Origin of the sequence: Actinomyces bowdenii (assembly GCF_017592395.1) — a bacterium.
Classification (GTDB): domain Bacteria; phylum Actinomycetota; class Actinomycetes; order Actinomycetales; family Actinomycetaceae; genus Actinomyces; species Actinomyces bowdenii.
Genome location: NZ_JAGFOU010000029.1, coordinates 25,874 through 43,384, shown reverse-complemented (window position 1 = coordinate 43,384; position 17,511 = coordinate 25,874). Strand labels below are relative to the sequence as shown.

11 protein-coding genes are annotated in these 17,511 nt (G+C 74.0%); 5 read left to right on the top strand and 6 right to left on the bottom strand.

Annotated features, from left to right (window positions below; translation table 11 throughout):
- Both J5X07_RS11435 and J5X07_RS11430 read left to right on the top strand, forming a co-directional pair.
- Positions 1-227, top strand: a 227-nt coding sequence (locus J5X07_RS11435; protein ID WP_208479879.1) for a hypothetical protein, incomplete at its 5' end; no start/stop codon positions are given.
- Between the two features lie 445 nt (positions 228-672).
- On the top strand, positions 673-1,218 hold the full coding sequence (locus J5X07_RS11430) for a DoxX family protein (RefSeq protein WP_124932475.1): 546 nt from the start codon (positions 673-675) through the stop codon (positions 1,216-1,218).
- A 44-nt stretch (positions 1,219-1,262) separates the two neighbouring features.
- Here J5X07_RS11430 and J5X07_RS11425 read toward each other — a convergent pair whose 3' ends face one another.
- The 4 genes from J5X07_RS11425 to gatC all read right to left on the bottom strand — a co-directional run bounded on the left by J5X07_RS11425 (position 1,263) and on the right by gatC (position 6,170).
- The gene (locus tag J5X07_RS11425; protein WP_124932476.1) at positions 1,263-2,645 is read right to left on the bottom strand and encodes an NAD-dependent malic enzyme; all 1,383 of its coding nucleotides are present in this window, start codon (positions 2,643-2,645) and stop codon (positions 1,263-1,265) included.
- Positions 2,646-2,839: 194 nt separating this feature from the next.
- Entirely contained in the window at positions 2,840-4,336 is a 1,497-nt protein-coding gene (gene gatB, locus J5X07_RS11420) for an Asp-tRNA(Asn)/Glu-tRNA(Gln) amidotransferase subunit GatB (protein WP_124932477.1), read from the bottom strand.
- Entirely contained in the window at positions 4,333-5,868 is a 1,536-nt protein-coding gene (gene gatA, locus J5X07_RS11415; protein ID WP_243896785.1) for an Asp-tRNA(Asn)/Glu-tRNA(Gln) amidotransferase subunit GatA, read from the bottom strand. Before gatA ends, gatB begins: the two co-directional genes overlap by 4 nt.
- Positions 5,868-6,170 (bottom strand): Asp-tRNA(Asn)/Glu-tRNA(Gln) amidotransferase subunit GatC, encoded by a 303-nt coding sequence (gene gatC / locus J5X07_RS11410; protein WP_124932478.1) that lies wholly within the window; start codon positions 6,168-6,170, stop codon positions 5,868-5,870. Before gatC ends, gatA begins: the two co-directional genes overlap by 1 nt.
- A 374-nt stretch (positions 6,171-6,544) precedes the next feature.
- On the opposite strand from gatC, the gene J5X07_RS11405 reads away from it, so the two are divergent.
- Entirely contained in the window at positions 6,545-8,596 is a 2,052-nt protein-coding gene (locus tag J5X07_RS11405) for a L,D-transpeptidase (RefSeq protein ID WP_243896784.1), read from the top strand.
- 119 nt (positions 8,597-8,715) lie between these two features.
- On the opposite strand, the gene ligA is transcribed toward J5X07_RS11405, so the two are convergent.
- On the bottom strand, positions 8,716-11,250 hold the full coding sequence (gene ligA / locus J5X07_RS11400) for an NAD-dependent DNA ligase LigA (RefSeq protein WP_208479878.1): 2,535 nt from the start codon (positions 11,248-11,250) through the stop codon (positions 8,716-8,718).
- A gap of 204 nt (positions 11,251-11,454) precedes the next feature.
- Between ligA and J5X07_RS11395 the strand changes: the two genes are divergently transcribed.
- A complete protein-coding gene (locus tag J5X07_RS11395; RefSeq protein ID WP_208479877.1) occupies positions 11,455-15,339 on the top strand; it encodes an FHA domain-containing protein in 3,885 nt (1,294 codons plus the stop codon).
- Positions 15,340-15,638: 299 nt separating this feature from the next.
- Positions 15,639-15,887: a WhiB family transcriptional regulator gene (locus J5X07_RS11390; protein ID WP_124932481.1), complete on the top strand. Its 249-nt coding sequence runs from the start codon at positions 15,639-15,641 to the stop codon at positions 15,885-15,887.
- 78 nt (positions 15,888-15,965) lie between these two features.
- On the opposite strand, the gene J5X07_RS11385 is transcribed toward J5X07_RS11390, so the two are convergent.
- Positions 15,966-17,438 (bottom strand): sensor histidine kinase, encoded by a 1,473-nt coding sequence (locus tag J5X07_RS11385; RefSeq protein WP_124932482.1) that lies wholly within the window; start codon positions 17,436-17,438, stop codon positions 15,966-15,968.
- Positions 17,439-17,511 lie beyond the last annotated feature (73 nt).

The following is a 17,511-nucleotide window of genomic DNA, read 5'->3' as shown; positions in this document are numbered from 1 at the left end:
GGGCAGGCAAACCAAAAACAAAACAGACCCAACAACAACCCCACAACAAAAAAGCCGCAGAACCATCATCAAGCCCACATGGCATAAAAAACATGACACACTATCGAGATCTCAAACAACACACCCAGCAAGCACTCACGGCACCTTCATCAGGACCGCTCGCCCTTGCGAGCAACAGAGAAAACTCTAGAGGATATCGGCTCATCCGTCAACTCCCGGGCCGGTGACCCTGGTCGCATCGAAGGCCGCTCTTGAGTTCTCATCGCCGCAGGGCCTGCCATCCCGGAGGAGCGGGCCGCAGCAGCAGGAGGAACTATAGGCAGCGCTCCGGCCACTGCGTCAAGCCGGGGCGGTACGACCCTCGCCACACCCCATCACACCGCATCACTCCACACTCTCGCGCGCCGGTGGCCCCGGCCGATGGCCGAGCATCCACGAGCCGCCCGGCCGGCCCCCGCCTGGGGCCCCGAGCGGTTGACGACGCACCGGCCCGTCCGACCGCCGGGCCGGACACGCGAGTGCCAGCGGGAGCGTGACATGGCTGCGGCCATGCCCTAGGGTCATCACGCACTTATTCAACGATCAACAACCTGTGAGCATCGGCACGCCGGGCCGCCGGCCCGGGACGCGCCCCACCGGCCACTTGATCTCCGATCATCCGAAAGGCAAGGCATGTCCACCTCCTCCCCGGCCCCGTCAGTGGTCATGGGCGATCAGATCGTCACCAGGATCGGAGCCCGCAGGGCCCTGGCCGCACTGAGGCTCCTCATCGGCTTCTACTTCCTGTGGGCCTTCCTCGACAAGACCTTCGGCCTGAGCTTCATGACCCCTCCCGACCAGGCCTGGATCCGCGGCGGCCTGCCGGCCCAGGGCTTCATCATCGCCGTCACCGGCGATGGCCCCCTGGCGGGCTTCTTCTCCCTGTTCGCCAACACCCTGGGCGATGTGCTCTTCATGCTCGCCCTGCTGGGCATCGGCACCGCGCTCATGCTGGGCATGGGCCTGAAGGTGGCCGCGCTCAGCGGCACCGCCCTCATGTTCTTCCTCTGGCTGGCCGAGTTCCCGCCGCTGAACGTCGGGCAGGCCACCAACCCGATCATCGACACCCACTGGGTGCTGGCCGCCGCCATGATCGTCATCGCCCTGACCCGGGCGGGCGACACCTGGGGCCTGGGCCGGTGGTGGTCGGGCATCGTCGGCGACTCCTGGCTGCGCTGACCCCCGGCGGAGCCTGAGCGGGGCCGCCCCCGCACTACTCGGCGCTACTCGGCCAGGCGGCGGACCGCCGAGGCCACGGCGTCGGCCACGCGGGTGTCGAAGGCGCCGGGGATGATGAAGACGGGGCTGAGCTCGTGATCCTCGATCACCGAGGCGATGCCGGTGGCCGCTGTGCGCAGCAGCTCGGTGGTGATCTCGGTGATGCCGGTGTCCAGCAGTCCCCGGAACAGGCCCGGGAAGGCCAGGACGTTGTTGATCTGGTTGGGGAAGTCGGAGCGGCCCGTGGCCACGACGGCGGCGTAGTCCGCGGCGCCGATCGGGTCGACCTCAGGAGTCGGGTTGGCCATGGCGAAGACGATCGCATCATCGTTCATGACCCTCAGGTCCTCGGGCGCCAGGAGGTTGCCCGAGGAGACCCCGATGAACACATCGGCCCCCTCCAAGCCCTCCTTGAGGGAGCCGGTGACCCGGCGGGGATTGGTGTTCTCCGCCAGCCACTTGCGGTGCTCGTTCATGCCCTCGGTGTCCTGGGCGGACAGGGCGCCGTCGCGGCCGTAGCCGACGATGTCGGTGGCCCCATGGGCCATGAGGAGCTTGGCGATGGCGTTGCCGGCCGCCCCCACGCCGGACAGGACGATGCGCACCTCCTCGATCCTCTTGCCCACGACCTTCAGGGCGTTGATGAGCGCGGCCAGGGTCACCACGGCGGTGCCGTGCTGGTCGTCGTGGAAGACCGGGATGTCGAGCTCCTCGCGCAAGCGCGCCTCGATGTCGAAGCACTTGGGGGCGGCGATATCCTCCAGGTTGATGCCGCCATAGGCCGGGGCGATGGCCTTGACGATGGCGATGATCTCCTCGGGATCCTTGGTGTCCAGGGCCACCGGCCAGGCATCCACATTGCCGAACTGCTTGAACAGCACGGCCTTGCCCTCCATGACGGGCATGGCGGCGGCGGGGCCGATATCACCCATGCCCAGCACGGCGGTGCCATCGGTGACCACCGCCACGGTGTTCTTCTTGATGGTCAGCATGCGGGCCCGCTCGGGGTGGTCGTAGATGGCCTTGCACACGCGGGCCACTCCCGGGGTGTAGACCCGGGCCAGATCACGGCGGTTGTGGATCGGGTAGGTGCCCACGACCTCGATCTTGCCCCCGACGTGGGCCAGGAAGGTCGAGTCGCCGACATTGCGCACGACGACGCCCTCGATCTGCTCGAGCCTGGCCACCAGCTCGCCGCGGTGCTTGGAGTCCCGGGTGTCGGCAGTCAGGTCGACGATGAGGGTGTCGCCTCCGGCCTCCGCGACATCGACACCCGTGACCACGGCGCCGGTGGCGGTGGCGGTGTCCACCAGGCTCGCCACCGCCCTCTGGGAGGCGGGCACCTCCAGGTGCAGGGCGACGGTGTAACTGGGACTGGGCTGGACCATGGGTCACTTCCTCCGAGGGTTCTGGGGCAGATCGCGCACATCGCGGACCTGCTGCGAGCCTATCCCGGGGCCCTGGCCCAGGTGAGGGCGATCGTCCCACGGCTTCCGGCATGCGAGACGCGTCCGTGAGACTTCACTCGCAGGGGCGGGCGCCGATGCCCTCGGCGCCCGCCCCTGCGGTGATGGCCCGGTGCTCAGCCCTGGACGCGCTCCATGACGAGCTCGCGCACGCGCCTGGCGTCGGCCCGGCCCTTGGTGGCCTTCATGACGGCGCCCACGATCGCGCCCGCGGCCTGGACCTTGCCGCCGCGGATCTTGTCGGCCACATCCGGGTTGGCGGCCAGCGCCTCATCGACGGCCGCCAGCAGGGCGCCGTCGTCGGAGACGACCTCCAGGCCCCGGGCCGAGGCGACCTCCTCGGGATCGCCCTGGCCCGCCAGCACGCCCTCGAGGACCTGCCGGGCCAGGGAATCGGTGAGCCGGCCGCTGTCCACCAGGGCCTGGAGGCCGGCGATCTGGGCCGGGGTGACCGGCAGGTCCTCCAGCGCGATCTCCTGGTCCTTGGCCGCGCGGGCCAGCTCCCCCATCCACCACTTGCGGGCGGCCTGGCCCGTGGTCCCCGCCTCCACCGTGGCCTCGATGAGCTCCAGGGCGCCGGCATTGACCACGTCGCGCATCTCGGTGTCGCTCAGCGACCACTCCTGCGCGAGGCGACGGCGCTTGGCGGCGGGCATCTCCGGCAGGGACTCGCGGATCTGCTCGACCCACTGGGGCGAGGGCGCCACCGGGACCAGGTCGGGCTCGGGGAAGTAGCGGTAGTCATCGGCGTCGGACTTCACCCGCCCGGCGCGGGTGGTGCCGTCGGCCTGGCCGTGGCGGGTCTCCTGGAGCACCTCCCCGCCGTCGGCGAGGATCGCCGCCTGGCGGGAGATCTCGTAGCGGACCACCTGCTCGATCCCGCGGAAGGTGTTGACGTTCTTGGTCTCGGTGCGCGTCCCCAGCGGGGCGTCGGGCGACTCGCGCAGGGAGACATTGACGTCGGCGCGCACATTGCCCCGCTCCATGCGCGCCTCGGACACGCCCAGGGCGCGGAAGATGTCGCGCAGGGTGCGCACATAGGCGGCGGCCACCTGCGGGGCGCGCTCACCGGCGCCCTCGATGGGCCGGGTGACGATCTCCACCAGGGGGACGCCGGCGCGGTTGTAGTCCACCAGGGAGTACTGGGCGCCCTCGATCCGACCGTCATGGCCGCCGATGTGGGTGTTCTTGCCCGCGTCCTCCTCCATATGCGCCCGCTCGATGGGGATGGTGAACCGGGAGCCGTCCTCCAGCTCGATCTCCAGGGCGCCGTCATAGGCGATGGGCTCGTCGGACTGGGAGGTCTGGAAGTCCTTGGACAGGTCCGGGTAGAAGTAGTTCTTCCGGGCGAAGCGGCACGAGGAGGCGATCCGGCATCCCAGGGCCAGCCCGATGCGGATGGCGTACTCCACCCCCTGGGCATTGACCTGGGGCAGGGCGCCGGGGAGCCCCACGGAGGTGGGGGTCACCAGCGTGTTGGGCCGGGCGCCGAAGGCATTGGGGGCGGCGTCGAACATCTTGGTGGCCGTGCCCAGCTCGACGTGCACCTCCAGGCCCAGCACCGGGTCGTAGCGGCGCACGGCCTCCTCGAAGTCCATCAGCTTCTCGCTCATCGCTCCTCCTCCAGCTCTCCGGCGCGGGCGAGCAGCGGCGCCCCCCACTGCTCCTCCAGGGCCGCCTCCAGGACGGCGCCCACGCGGTACAGGCGATCGTCGGCCCGCTGGGGGGCCAGGATCTGGAACCCGACGGGCAGGCCGTCACCGCTCAGGCCCGAGGGCAGGCTCATGGCGGGCACGCCCGCCAGGTTCGCCGGGATCGTGGTGACGTCCAGCTTGTACATCGCCAGGGGGTCGTCCTTCTCCCCGAAGCGGTAGGCCGTCACCGGTGCCGTGGGCGAGACCAGGACGTCGAAGCGCTCCCAGGCGGCGGCGAAGTCGCGCTGGATGAGCGTGCGCACCTTCTGGGCACTGGCGTAGTAGGCGTCGTAGAAGCCCGCTGAGAGCACGTGGGTGCCCAGGATGATGCGGCGCTTGACCTCGTCCCCGAAGCCGGCGCCGCGGGTGGCCGCCATCACCGTCTCGGCGGTGACCGGGCCGCTGTCAGGCTCCACGCGCAGCCCGTAGCGCATGCCGTCGTAGCGGGCCAGGTTGGAGGAGGCCTCGGCGGGCATGATGAGGTAGTAGGCGTCCAGGGCGTACTCCAGGTGGGGCAGCGAGACCGCGTCCACCCGGGCCCCGGCCCCCTGGAGCAGCTCGACCGCCGCGTGGAAGGAGTCCACGACGCCGTCGTGGTAGCCCTGGCCGCCGTCGAGCTCGGAGATGACACCCACGCGCAGGCCGCTCAGGTCCCGCCCCTCCTGGGCGGCGCGCACCACCGCGGCCATGCCCCGCGGGGCATCGTCCAGCGAGGTCGAGTCCAGCGGGTCGTAGGAGGCGATGACGTCGTGCAGCAGGGCGGTGTCGAGCACCGTGCGCGCCATGGGGCCGGGTGTGTCCAGGGAGGAGGCCATGGCGATGACGCCGTAGCGCGAGACCGTGCCGTAGGTGGGCTTGACCCCCACCGTGCCGGTGACGGCCGCGGGCTGGCGGATCGACCCCCCGGTGTCGGTGCCCACGGCCACCGGGGCCTCGAAGGCGCCCACGGCCGCGGCCGAGCCGCCCGAGGATCCTCCGGGGATGCGCTCGAGATCCCAGGGGTTGGCGGTGCGCTTGAAGGCGGAGTGCTCGGTGGAGCCGCCCATGGCGAACTCGTCGAGATTGGTCTTGCCCAGGATCGGCAGGCCCACGGCCCTGAGGTTGCGCACCAGGGTGGCGTCATAGGGCGGCACCCAGCCCTCGAGGATGCGGGAGGCCGCCGTGGTGGCCTGGCCCCGGGTGCAGATGAGGTCCTTGACGGCCACGGGCACGCCCGTGAGCTCCCCCACCGCTGCGCCCGAGCGGCGGGCGGCATCAGCCGCGTCGGCGGCCTCCAGGGCCCTGTCGGCATCGACATCCAGGAAGGCGCCCACGGCGCCGTCCACCGCCTCGATACGCTCCAGGTGGGCGGCGGTCAGCTCCCGGGAGGAGACCTCGCCGGCCGCCAGGGCGGCGGCCTGCTGCGCAGCGGTGCCCCGGATGAGGCCCTTCATGCGTGCGGAGCCGGTCATCAGGCATCGCCCTCCCCCAGGATCCGGGGCACGAGGAACATGGAGTCCTCCGCCGCCGGGGCGCCCGCGAGCAGCTCATCGACATCCAGGGTGGGGCCGACGACGTCCTCTCGCAGGACATTGGTCAGGGGCACGGGGTGGGAGGTGGCGGGCAGATCGGGCGTGACCACGCTGGAGACGCGGGCGAAGGAGGAGGCGACGGCGTCCAGCTCCCCGGCCAGGCGCGTCACCTCCTGCGGGCTCAGCGCCACGCGCGCCAGGGCCGCGACACGGGCGACCTCGTCCTTGGAGATGGCTGACATGGGCGCGAGTGTAGATCACCGGCCCCGGTGGGTTGGAGACGACTCCCCATGCCGGCCCCGGGCCCCGGCGGCGCATCATGCAGGAGCACCGGCTCCGCACCCGTGCCGGCGCCCCTGGATCCGAGCCGCTATCGCGCTGCTCCTCGCCGAGCGCATCTCACAGCCCGCCAGGGCGCTGAGATGCTTGACATCGTCCCGCGTGACGGCTGTCATGGGCCGTGGAGGTCCTCACCTCGGGCCCGCTCGGGGAGAGCAGTACGCGGATGCGCCCGCGCGAGCAGTATCGAGCAGATGCAGGCGCCTTGCCGGTCGGGCCTCGAGGGGCCCGGCCCCACAGGACGACAATGAGGCACATGAGGCAGAGGACGGATGACATGAGCAGCGATGAGTTCCCGGCAGACGGCTCCACGCGCGCCGATGCCGCGCCGGAGCAGCCGGAGCACCAGGCCCCCCGGCGCACGGCCGTGCTGAGCACGCCCTACGGGCAATCCACTGGCCTGCGCCGCCCCGCCCCCGGCACTCAAGGCCCTCAGGGCTCCTCCACGGACCCGGCGCAGAGCCCCACCGGCCCCGCAGCCCCGGACCCGGGCCCCGAGCCCGGGCAGGCCGCCGACCTGGCCACTCCCGTCCGCCTCGCAGCCGGAGCCACGAGCATGTCAGCGGCCACCCCGCAGGAGCCGCCCCTGCACGCCTCGGACTCCGCGGAGCCCGAGGGCACCGCTGATGACGCCGCTGAGGGCGAGCCCGCCACGAGGGCCGTTCCGAGCGTCGTCGAGCCCGCGCCGCAGGGCCGGGCGCCCACGGCCGCGCCCCGCTCCCGCATCCTGGACGGCCCCCTCCAGGAGGTCATGGATGAGGCGGGCGCCGATGAGGCCGACGATGGGGCCAACGAAGGGGCCGAGGAGGCCACTGCGGGCGCCCTGCCCGGCGGCCCCCCGCAGGGCAGCGGACCGCCGGAGGGCGATGACGGGCCTCTCTACGACGCCGGGCCGCGCCGTCGCCGATGGCCCCTCTGGGCGGCGGCGGCCTCCTTCCTGCTCCTGGCCGGCATGGGGGCGGGCGGCTACGCCTACGCCTCCCACTACGAGGACCGTGCCGTCCCCGGCACCAGCGTGGCCGGCACGGATGTGGCCGGCAGGAGCCGTGAGGAGATCGTCGAGCTCATCGAGGACCGGGCGCAGGGCGCCACCGTGTCCATCTCCGGCGATGTGCAGGCCACGGCCTCCCTGGCCGACCTGGGCACGACTGTGGACGCGCAGGCCACCGCCGATGCGGTGATGGCCCGCGGCGAGAGCGTCGTCAGCCGCTTCGAGGCGCTCCTGGGCGAGCAGAGCGTGCCCGTGGTGCTGTCCACCAATGAGCAGGCCGCCGCCGACTACGCCGTCTCCCTCATCCCCTCCGACCGGGCCAAGGCTATCAACGCCACCGTCGTCCTGGGCGAGGACGGCCAGACCTTCTCCGCCACATCCTCCTCCTCGGGCACTTCCCTGGACTCCGGCGCCATGGCCGCGGCGGCCAAGGAGGCGGCGGGCTCCCTGTCCCCCGCCTCGGTAAAGGTCTCCTTCGGCACCTCCGAGCCCGCGGTCTCCCAGGCCGACGCCCAGAAGGTGGCCGACCAGGCCAACAGCTGGGTGGCCCAGGAGGTGACCATCACCGTGCCGGCCTCCTCGGACCAGGAGGAGGCCAGTTACACGGCGGATGCCGCGGAGAAGGCCTCCTGGATCACGCTGACCACCTCGGTGGACGCCGCCCCCGCCCTGTCGGTGGACGCGGGCAGGGTCAGCCAGTGGGTGACCGCCCAGGCCCAGGAGGCCAATGCCGAGCCGGTCAACGGCAAGCGCAATGTCACCACCAAGGGCACTGTGGTGGCCACCCCGCTGGAGGCCGAGGACGGGCGCACCGTCGACAATGCCGAGACGGTCGCCACCGATATCGTCACCAGCCTGGGCCAGGGCAGGGCCTACACCGGCTCCTTCGAGACCACGGTGGTCGAGGCCACCTGGGATGAGCGCACCATCGCCGACGGCGCGGAGAAGCTCGTCTACCAGGCGGCGCCCGGTGAGAAGTGGATCGATGTCAACCTGGCCAACTACACGGTGACCGCCTACGAGGGCGCCACCGTGGTCTACGGCCCGGTCACCATGGTCGACGGCGCCAAGGAGACGCCCACCGTCACCGGCACCTACCAGGTCTACCTGCAGTACCCCTCCCAGACCATGGAGGGGGACAATGTCGACGGCACCCGGTACCGCACCGAGGACGTGCCGTGGGTGACCTACTTCTACTCCGGCTACGCCTTCCACGGCGCCCCCTGGCGCTCCGACTTCGGCTACTCCGCCTCCCACGGCTGCGTCAACATGCCCTCCTCCGACGCCCAGTGGATCTACAACTGGGTCGAGATCGGCACCACCGTCGTCAGCCACTGACAGCGCCACTGATAGCCCACGAGCCTCACCCGCTCTCAGGGGCCGCCCGGGAAAACGCCCCCGGGCGGCCCCTTTCTCGTGCGCCGGTGCGGCGGGCCCCGACGCACCGGCACAGGCACTCAGGCGGTCTGCGCGCCGACCGCCGCCGGGCCGCCCTCCAGCAGTGCGATGAATCCCTCCTCATCGAGGATCGGCAGGCCCAGCTGGCGGGCCTTGGCCTCCTTGGAGCCGGCCTTGTCGCCCACGACGACGTAGCTCGTCCTCTTCGACACGCTCCCCGAGGCCTTGCCCCCCCGGGCGATGATCGCCTCCTTGGCCCCATCGCGGGTGTAGCCCTCCAGGGATCCGGTGACCACGACTGTCAGGCCCTCCAGGGTGCGCCGCGCTCCGGGGGCCCCCGCCCCTGCCGGCTCGCCGTCGCGGTCGCCCCCGCCGTCGCCCGAGGCGCCGGCAGGCCGGCTCCGGGCGCCCGCCGCGGCGCCGTCGTCGACCATGCGCACGCCCGCGTCCCGCCAGCGCTGGAGGATCTCGCGGTGCCAGTCCACCTCGCGCCAGGCCGCCCAGGAGGCGGCAATGGCGGGGCCCACCCCCTCGACCTCGGCGAGCCGGTCCTCATCGGCCCGGCACAGCTCATCGAGGGAGCCGAAGCGATCGGCCAGGGCCCGGGCCGCCGTGGGCCCCACATGGCGGACGGACAGGGCCACGAGGATGCGCCACAGGGGCCGGTCCTTGGCCGCCTGGAGCTGGGCGAGCATCGCCGTGGTGCTCCGGGAGGCGGCGGTGGGCCTCTTGACCCGCCCATCGGGGGCGTGGACCTGCTTGGTCCAGAAGAACCGGCTCAGGCGCCAGTCGCCTGTGGGGGTCCCGCGGCGGGAGACCGGGCGCCACACGAAGACATCGCGCAGATCCTCCTCATCCAGGTCGAACAGGCCCGCCTCGCCGTCGAGGACCGGGGGCTGCTCGATGATCCCGGCGGCCCGGATCCGCTCGGCCACGGCCTCGACCCGCTCGGAGACGGCCATCGCCTCCAGCTCCTCGGCGGGGATGGAGATGCTGCCGCGCTCGGTCTCCAGGCTGCGCCCCGCGGCCAGGGCGGCCAGGGCCTCGGCGCGCCCGGCGTCGGGGCGGGTCAGGGCGCTGGCGGCCTCATCGCCCAGGCCCTCGATGTCCAGGGCGCCGCGCGCACCGATATGGGCGATGCGCTCGGTGACCTGCGCGGGGCAGGAGCGGGTGTTGGGGCAGCGCACGTCGACGTCGCCGTCCTTGGCGGGGGCCAGGGCGGTGCCGCAGGAGGGGCAGTGCTCGGGCATGACGAAGTCCCGCTCCGAGCCGTCCCTCGACTCGGGCACCGGCCCCAGGATCTCGGGGATGACGTCGCCGGCCTTGCGCAGGATGACCATGTCCCCGATGCGCACGCCCTTGCGGGCCACCTCAGTGGCGTTGTGGAGGGTGGCCCGGGCCACCCGGGAGCCCGCCACCAGGACGGGCTCCATGATGCCGAAGGGCGTGACGCGGCCGGTGCGCCCCACCTGGACGTCGATGTCCAGCAGCCGGGTGCGCACCTCCTCGGGCGGGTACTTGTAGGCCGCCGCCCAGCGGGGCACGCGGGAGGTGGCGCCCAACTCGCGCTGGACGGCGCGGTCATCGATCTTGAACACGATGCCGTCGATCTCGTGGAGCAGGTCGTGGCGGTGGGCGGCGTGGCGCTCGATGTAGGCCTCGCGCTGGGCGCGGCCCCGCACGACGGCGCTGTACGGGGAGACCGGCAGGCCCCAGCCCTGGAGCCGCTCGTACCACTCGTGCTGCTGGGCGACGGGCTCCTGGCCCTCCCGCAGGACGACCGCCCCCACCCCGTGGGCGATCATGGACAGGGGCCGTGAGGCCGTGATGGCCGGGTTCTTCTGGCGCAGGGAGCCGGCGGCGGCGTTGCGGGGATTGGCGAAGACCTGGAGGAGGGGGGCGCCGCCGGCCGCGCGCTCGACGTTCTGGCGGCGCCGGGCCTCGTTGAAGGCCTCGAACTCCTTGACCGGGAAGTAGACCTCCCCGCGGACCTCCAGCAGGCGGGGGTGGCCGGTTCCCGACAGGACCCGGGGGACATCGGCGATGGTGCGCACATTGCCGGTGACGTCCTCGCCCGTGGTGCCGTCCCCGCGGGTCGCCGCCCGGGTGAGGACCCCGTCCTCGTAGGTCAGGGCCACCGCCAGGCCGTCGATCTTGACCTCCGCGGTCATGGCCAGCTCCTCGTCGGGGATGCCGGTCTCGGCGACCATGCGCTCCGCCCACTCCTGGACCTCCTGGGTGGAGAAGACGTCCTGGAGGGAGTACATGCGCTCGTGGTGCGGGGCGGGGGCGAAGTCGGTGGTGGCCCGCCCGCCCACGCTCCGGGTGGGCGAGCCCGCCGCGGCCAGGGCCGGGTGGGCCGCCTCGATCTCCTCCAGCTCGCGGTAGAGGCGGTCGTACTCGGCATCGGACATGGGGCTCTGGGCGTCGATGGCGTTGTAGTAGGCATCGCGGGCGCTCTCGATGCTCAGGACCAGCTCGTTCCACCGGGCGCGCTGGCCGGCGGGGATGTCGGACAGCCCTCCGGCCTCTGCCGACCTGGAGGGGGCCAGGGGCGCCTCGGGGGCGATGTCATGAGTGCTGGCGGTGCGCATGGGGCACATCCTCCCCTCACCCGGCGCCTTGTCCAAGCAGCCGCGGGTGCGGGGCGCCACGAGGCCCGCTGCCCCGGCCCGCATCCGCGCCCTGCCGCGGGCAGCCGTGCGGCACACCTGTGGGAAACGCGCCCCGGGCCCCGATTGTCCACAGGCCCGCCCGCCGGGCAGGACATCCGCCCGGGCCGGCGGCACTCTCACCCCATGGTCATCGCACCGGCCCCCTCAGACGCCCCGACGCCGCCCCCGAGCGCGGCCGCCCCTGCCCCGGAGGGCCAGGACGAGGGCGCGCAGGCCGCGCGGGCCGCCCGAGCGGCCCTGGCCTCGCGCTGGCACCTGGCGGTCCTGGCCGGGCCCGACGCCGGCCTGGTGCTGCCCGCCGGCGGCGCCCGGAGCATCGGGCGCGATGGGGTGCTCACCGATCCCCTGATCTCGCGCCGCCATCTTCGCATCCGCGAGCGAGACCGGTGGCTGCTGGTGCGCGATGCCGGCTCGGCCAACGGCACCCGCAGGCGGGTGGGACCGCTGTGGCTGGGGCTGCGCGGGGAGGCGCGCCTGGGCGAGGGCGCGCAGCTGAGGATGGGCGGCACCCTGGTGGAGCTGCGCCGCCGCCCCCTGGATCTGGGGGTCCCCGCCCCGCCCGCGCCGCAGTCGGCCATCTGGATGCTCGTGGCGAGCCTGCTGTGCGTGGGGGTCATGGTGGTCCTGGGGGTTGTCGCCATGCGCACTGGCAGCCGGGGGGCCCTGGGCCTGGTGATGCTGGCCCCCATGGTGCTCATGGCGCTCATGCGCCTCATCCCCCTGCTCCAGGCCCGGGGCCCTGCCGGCAGGCGGGGGCGCGAGGCCCAGCGGGCCCGGCGCCAGGGGCTGGGCCGGCCGGGCTGGCGCTCGGGCAGGCCCGACCCGCCCACCATGCTCCTGGCCCTGGCCGCCCGCGCCCCGTGCCGGGCCGCGCCCGGCGATCGGGACTCCGAGGGGCGGGCAGGGGGCGCCGATGAGGATGCGCTCCTCGGGGGCTCCGCCCGGGGCCGGGGCTCCCGGGACCCCCGGGACTCGCTGCGGGCGTGGACCGACCGGACCGGGCGCCGCCGGGTCCTGTCCCTTCGGGACGGGGACTGCCTGGCTCTCGGCGGCCCGGCCGCCCATGACACCATGGCCTGGTGGTGCGCCCAGGTGCTGGCGCGGGCCAGTGCCCGCATCCGCCTGAGACCGGGCGGGGTCGAGCTCGTCTGGGGGCCGCCCTCCCGCGAGTGCTCGGCGAGCATGCTGGTGTGCCGCGGTGACCTGGTGCCGACCACGGCGCTCAGCGTGCTGCGCGCCCCCGCGGAGGCCCCTTCCTGCACCCCGGTGTGGTGGCTGGCGGCCTGCCGCCTCCAGGGCCTGGCCGACGGCCCCGGCGGCGGCCCCGGTGGGACCGGGGGCGTGCCGGAGGAGGTGCTCCTGAGCGAGGTGGTCGAGGAGCTGGAGGGGCTCGACAGCGGGGAGCTGGCCGAGCGCTGGTCGACCGGCGCCCCGGAGCGGTTGGAGGCCGTCCTGGGGGTGGGGGCCCACGGCCCGGTGCGGGCGGATCTGGTGAGGCACGGCCCCCACGCCCTGCTGGCCGGCACCACCGGCTCGGGCAAGTCCGAGCTGCTCGTGGCCTGGCTGCTCCAGCTGGCTCTGGGCGCGCCGCCCAGCAGGCTGGCCCTGGTCCTGGTGGACTACAAGGGCGGTGCCGCCTTCGGCCCCCTGGCGCGCCTGCCCCACACGGCCGGGGTGCTCACGGACCTGGATGCTGCCGGCACCCGGCGCGCCCTGAGCTCGCTGGAGGCCGAGGTGCGCCGCCGCGAGCGTCTCCTGGCCCGCCACGGCGTCAAGGACGTCTCCGGCCTGCCGGCGCGAGTGGTGGTGCCGCGCCTGGTGGTGGCCGTCGATGAGTTCGCCGCCATGGCCGCCGAGCATGCCGAGGTCCTCGGCTCCCTGGTGCGCGTGGCCGCGCAGGGCCGCAGCCTGGGCATCCACCTCATCCTGTCCACGCAGCGGCCCCAGGGGGCGGTCTCCCCCGCGGTGCGCGCCAACACGCCCCTGCGGGTGTGCCTGAGGGTCCTGGATGCGGGCGACTCGCGCGATGTGCTGGGGCACGACGGCGCCGCCCGCCTGCCGCTGCACGCGGGCCGGGTCCTGGTCGAGGGCGCGCCGGCCCCCGGTGCGGCCGGGCGATCGGCTCAGGGGATGTCGGTGGGAGCGGCGCCGGAGCAGTCGGCGTGGCCGGCTGAGGGACGGGGCGGGAGGGGCAGGCAGGCAGCGGAGGTGCTCCAGGCGCCCTGGTGCGGTCCGCAGGAGCGGCTGGCCGCCCTGGTGGACCGGATCGCCGCGGCGGCGGCCGGCGGCCCGGCTCCGTGGCGGCCCTGGGCGCCCGCGCTGCCGGCGCGGGTGGGGGCCGACCAGGCCCGGGCCCTGGTGGCCGCCCCCGGCGGCCCCGGGGCCCCGCGGAGCCCTGGCCCGCCGGGAGGACCCGCAGCCCCCGGGGCCGGCGGCGGAGGCGGTGGGGATCGCTGCCATGAGCGGGGCGGCGGGCCCTGCGGGGACCCGGCGGAGGCGGCTGTTGGGCCCGGCCCGGCCCGGGGGGTGGTCCTGGCCCTGACGGACCTGCCCGAGGAGCAGCGGCTGGGCCTGTGGCACTGGGACATGGATGCCCCCCTGCTGGTGCTGGGCTCACCGGGCTCGGGGCGCAGCACCGCCCTGGCCACTGTGGCCGCCCAGGCCGCCGGCGCCGGGGTGGGGGTGCACCTGTGCGGACCGCCGGCGGGGCTCCTGCGGGCCGCGGTGCCCGGGACCGGCGATGAGGGCGGCGCGGGGGCGCCGGGAGCGGCGCCGAATGGGCCCCCGGGGATGGACCCGATGGGGGCCATGGTGGGGACCGCGGTGGGGCCGGAGGACCCTCGGCGCCTGGCCCGCCTGTGGTCCCTGGCGGCCAGCGGGGCCCTGGCCGGCAGCCTGCTGTGCCTCGACGATGTCGATGCCCTCCTCCCAGCGGTTGACCAGGCCCTCGGCCCCGGGGAGGGCCATGCCCTGCTGGAGTCCGTGCTGCGCACCGCCAGTGCCACCGGCACTCGCCTGGCGCTGTGCGCTCCCCTGGCCTCGGCCAGCGCCCGCTGGGCCGGCTCCATCGGGCTGCGCCTGGTGCTGGGCGCCTGCACCACGGCGCAGGCATCCCTGGCGGGGCTGCCCCACGGCGTGGTCACCGGGGCCGGCGCCGGCCGCGGCGCCATCGTCCGGGCCGGCAGGGCCACCGCCTGCCAGGTGGTCCTGCCCCCGCCCTGGCCCGCCTCCGCCCGCGCCCGGCATCCCGGGACGGGGAGCGGGCGCCGGGGGATGCCGGATGAGTCGCCTCATGATCCCCGGTCGGCCTCGGGCGCCCCTGAGGGCGGGCGCGGGCCCGTGCGGCTCGTGGCGCTGCCGCGCAGGGTGGAGGCCGGGAGCACCCCACCCGGGACCTGGGCCCTGGGCGGTGATGAGGCCCGGCCGATGATCCTGGAGCCGGGCCTGAGCGTGCTGGTCGTGGGACCACCGGGCTCCGGGCGCTCGACCGCCCTGGAGGCCCTCCGGCGCGCGCTGGTGGAGCTCGGCCGGCCTGAGGCGCTCGGGGCCCAGGTGATCGGCACCCGCGTGGGCGGAGCGCAGGCCATCGGGGCGAGCGGGGCGCCGGAGCCGGCGTCCGCGGCCGCGGTGCCCGGCCCGGGGTGGCGCGGGCAGGAGCAGCAGGCCGCGCGGGGCGGGCTTGTCGTCGTCGACGACCTGGACCGCTGCGAGCCCGGCGTGCAGGCCGCCGTCGAGGAGGCCCTGGGCAGGGGCGCCACGGTCCTGGCCAGTGCCACCACGGAGCGGGCCGCGGCGACCTACCGCGGCCCGCTGGCCCTGCTGCGCGAGCGGGGCGCCGTGGTGGTCCTGTGGCCGGGCCTGGGGCCGGCCGCCCAGGTCGCCGGGATGGGGCTGCGGGCGGTCATCGACCCCCGTGCCTTGACGCTGCCGGGGCGCGGGGCCCTGGTGCACCGCGGGTCCTGCTCCCCCATCCAGGTCGTGGCCCCCGGCCCCGATCCGCCCTCATGACCCTCACCCGCCGGCGCTGATCCGCCCTGCCGCCCGCTGGACCACGACGGCGTGGCCCCGGCCCGGCGGCGGCACGGCGCCCTGGTGGCGCCGGGCCGCCGGGGCATGCGATGATCGGGATGCCATCCCCTTCTGAAAGAGCCCTGTGAGCATGACGACAGGGTCACGGCGCAGGTCTCACCCCCGGACTCTTGCCCGGCGCCCGCGCGCGTGTGAAGGTAGTTCGCAGACGCGGCGGGCCGCCCCTGCGCATGAGGCAGGCGCCCCTACCGCGATGGAGAACCTTGAAGGGAGCCCTCATGGACTGGCGCAGTCAGGCAGCATGCCTCACGGTGGACCCCGAGCTCTTCTTCCCCGTCGGCAACACCGGTCCGGCCATCGCCCAGATCGCGCAGGCCAAGGAGGTCTGCTCCCACTGCGAGGTGGTGGACACCTGCCTGAAGTGGGCCCTGGAGAACGGCCAGGACGCAGGCGTGTGGGGCGGCATGAGCGAGGACGAGCGCCGCTCCCTCAAGCGCCGGGCCGCCAGGGCCCGCCGCTCCTCCTGACCCGGCACCGGGGCCCTGGCCCTCAGCCCTGCTAGAGAGCCCCCGGGCGCGGGCCTCCTGGAGTCAGCGGGCCCTCCCTCAGCGCTCCTGGCCCAGATGCGCGTGGATGACCACATCCGTGCCCTGACCATCAGGGCCCGGCTGCCAGTCGATGGTGCCGCGCAGCTCGCCGCGCACCAGCGTGGTGACGATCCTGGTGCCCAGCCCCGACCTGAGGCTGCCCGGGACGATGCCCCTGCCGTTGTCCAGCACATGCACCTCGACCGCGTCGCCGTCGCGCCGGGCCCGCACCAGCACCTGGCCCTCGCGCCCGTCCATGCCCTCCATGCCGTGCTCGACGGCGTTGGTCACCAGCTCGGCCAGGACCGTGGCCAGGGCCTGGGCGATGTCGGCATCGACCACCCCGAAGGACCCCTCCAGGCGGGTGCTCACCTCCCCATTGGGCGTGGCCACCATGGCCGCCATGCGCAGGACGGAGGAGAAGACCTCATCGAAGTCCACCCGCTCGTCGACATTGTGGCTCAGGGCGTCATGGACGGTGGCGATGGTGGTCACGCGGCGCTCGGCCTCGGCCAGGGCGTGGCGGGTCTCCTCATTGGAGGCGCGGCGGGCCTGCATGCGCAGCAGGGCGGAGACGGTCTGCAGGTTGTTCTTCACCCGGTGGTGGACCTCGCGGATGGTGGCGTCCTTGTTGAGCAGGACCTGCTCACGGCGGCGCACCTCGGTGACGTCGCGCACCAGCAGGATCGCCCCTGCCCGCCCTCCCCCCAGGGTCAGGGGGATGGAGCGCACGGTGAGGAACACCCCGCTGGCCTCGACCTCGGTCAGCCATGCCTGCCGGCCCATGAGGACCACCGCCAGGGCCTCGTCCACGGGCGTGCGCGGCGGGATGATCGAGGTGACGGCCTCTGCCAGCACGATGCCGTCGAGCTCGCCGTCCAGGCCCAGGCGGTGGAAGCAGGAGCGCCCGTTGGGGCTGACGAACAGGACCCTGCCGTCGGCGTCCAGGCGCAGGAAGCCGTCGGCCACGCGGGGAGTGCCGTGGCGGATCGTGGTGCCGGCCCCCGAGATCGGGAAGCAGCCCTCGGCGATCATGCGGCACAGGGCGTCGGCGAGCTCGTCCATCTCGCGCTCCACGATGCGCCCGCCGCGGATGAGGCCCACGGAGGTCTCCTTGGTCACCACGGCGAGGGCGCGGCCCTGGCGCACGACGGGCACATAGGTCTCGTGGACCGCGGAGGTCCCCGTCCAGTAGGGCTCGACGGCCTCCCTGATCTGGGCGTGGAGGAGCGCCTCGGTGGCCATGGCCTCGCGCGAGAGCGGCATGCGCCTGCCGATGACGTCCTCCAGGTGCACGGTGGTGCCGCTCGAGGGCCGGGTGTGCCCGGCGGCCACGAACCTGCCGTCACCGGTCCGGACCCACAGCACCAGGTCGGAGGTGGACAGGTCCGCGACCACCTGCCAGTCCGCCATCAGCTGGTGGAGCCAGTCCAGATCGGTATCCGACAGGTCGGTGGAATCGCGCAGGGCGCGCGGCAGCGAGATGGGCACCCGACCAGGGTATCGGCACCGGGCCCCGCCGTCCCACTGAGCACATGGGGCACACTGGACCCAGCGGGCGCAT

Bases quoted from the DNA above. Each gene is read 5' to 3' on its own strand.
- J5X07_RS11430 (WP_124932475.1), top strand. From the start codon at position 673: ATGTCCACCTCCTCCCCGGCCCCGTCAGTGGTCATGGGCGATCAGATC.
- J5X07_RS11425 (WP_124932476.1), bottom strand. From the start codon at position 2,645: ATGGTCCAGCCCAGTCCCAGTTACACCGTCGCCCTGCACCTGGAGGTG.
- gatB (WP_124932477.1), bottom strand. From the start codon at position 4,336: ATGAGCGAGAAGCTGATGGACTTCGAGGAGGCCGTGCGCCGCTACGAC.
- gatA (WP_243896785.1), bottom strand. From the start codon at position 5,868: ATGACCGGCTCCGCACGCATGAAGGGCCTCATCCGGGGCACCGCTGCG.
- gatC (WP_124932478.1), bottom strand. From the start codon at position 6,170: ATGTCAGCCATCTCCAAGGACGAGGTCGCCCGTGTCGCGGCCCTGGCG.
- J5X07_RS11405 (WP_243896784.1), top strand. From the start codon at position 6,545: ATGAGCAGCGATGAGTTCCCGGCAGACGGCTCCACGCGCGCCGATGCC.
- ligA (WP_208479878.1), bottom strand. From the start codon at position 11,250: ATGCGCACCGCCAGCACTCATGACATCGCCCCCGAGGCGCCCCTGGCC.
- J5X07_RS11395 (WP_208479877.1), top strand. From the start codon at position 11,455: ATGGTCATCGCACCGGCCCCCTCAGACGCCCCGACGCCGCCCCCGAGC.
- J5X07_RS11390 (WP_124932481.1), top strand. From the start codon at position 15,639: ATGGACTGGCGCAGTCAGGCAGCATGCCTCACGGTGGACCCCGAGCTC.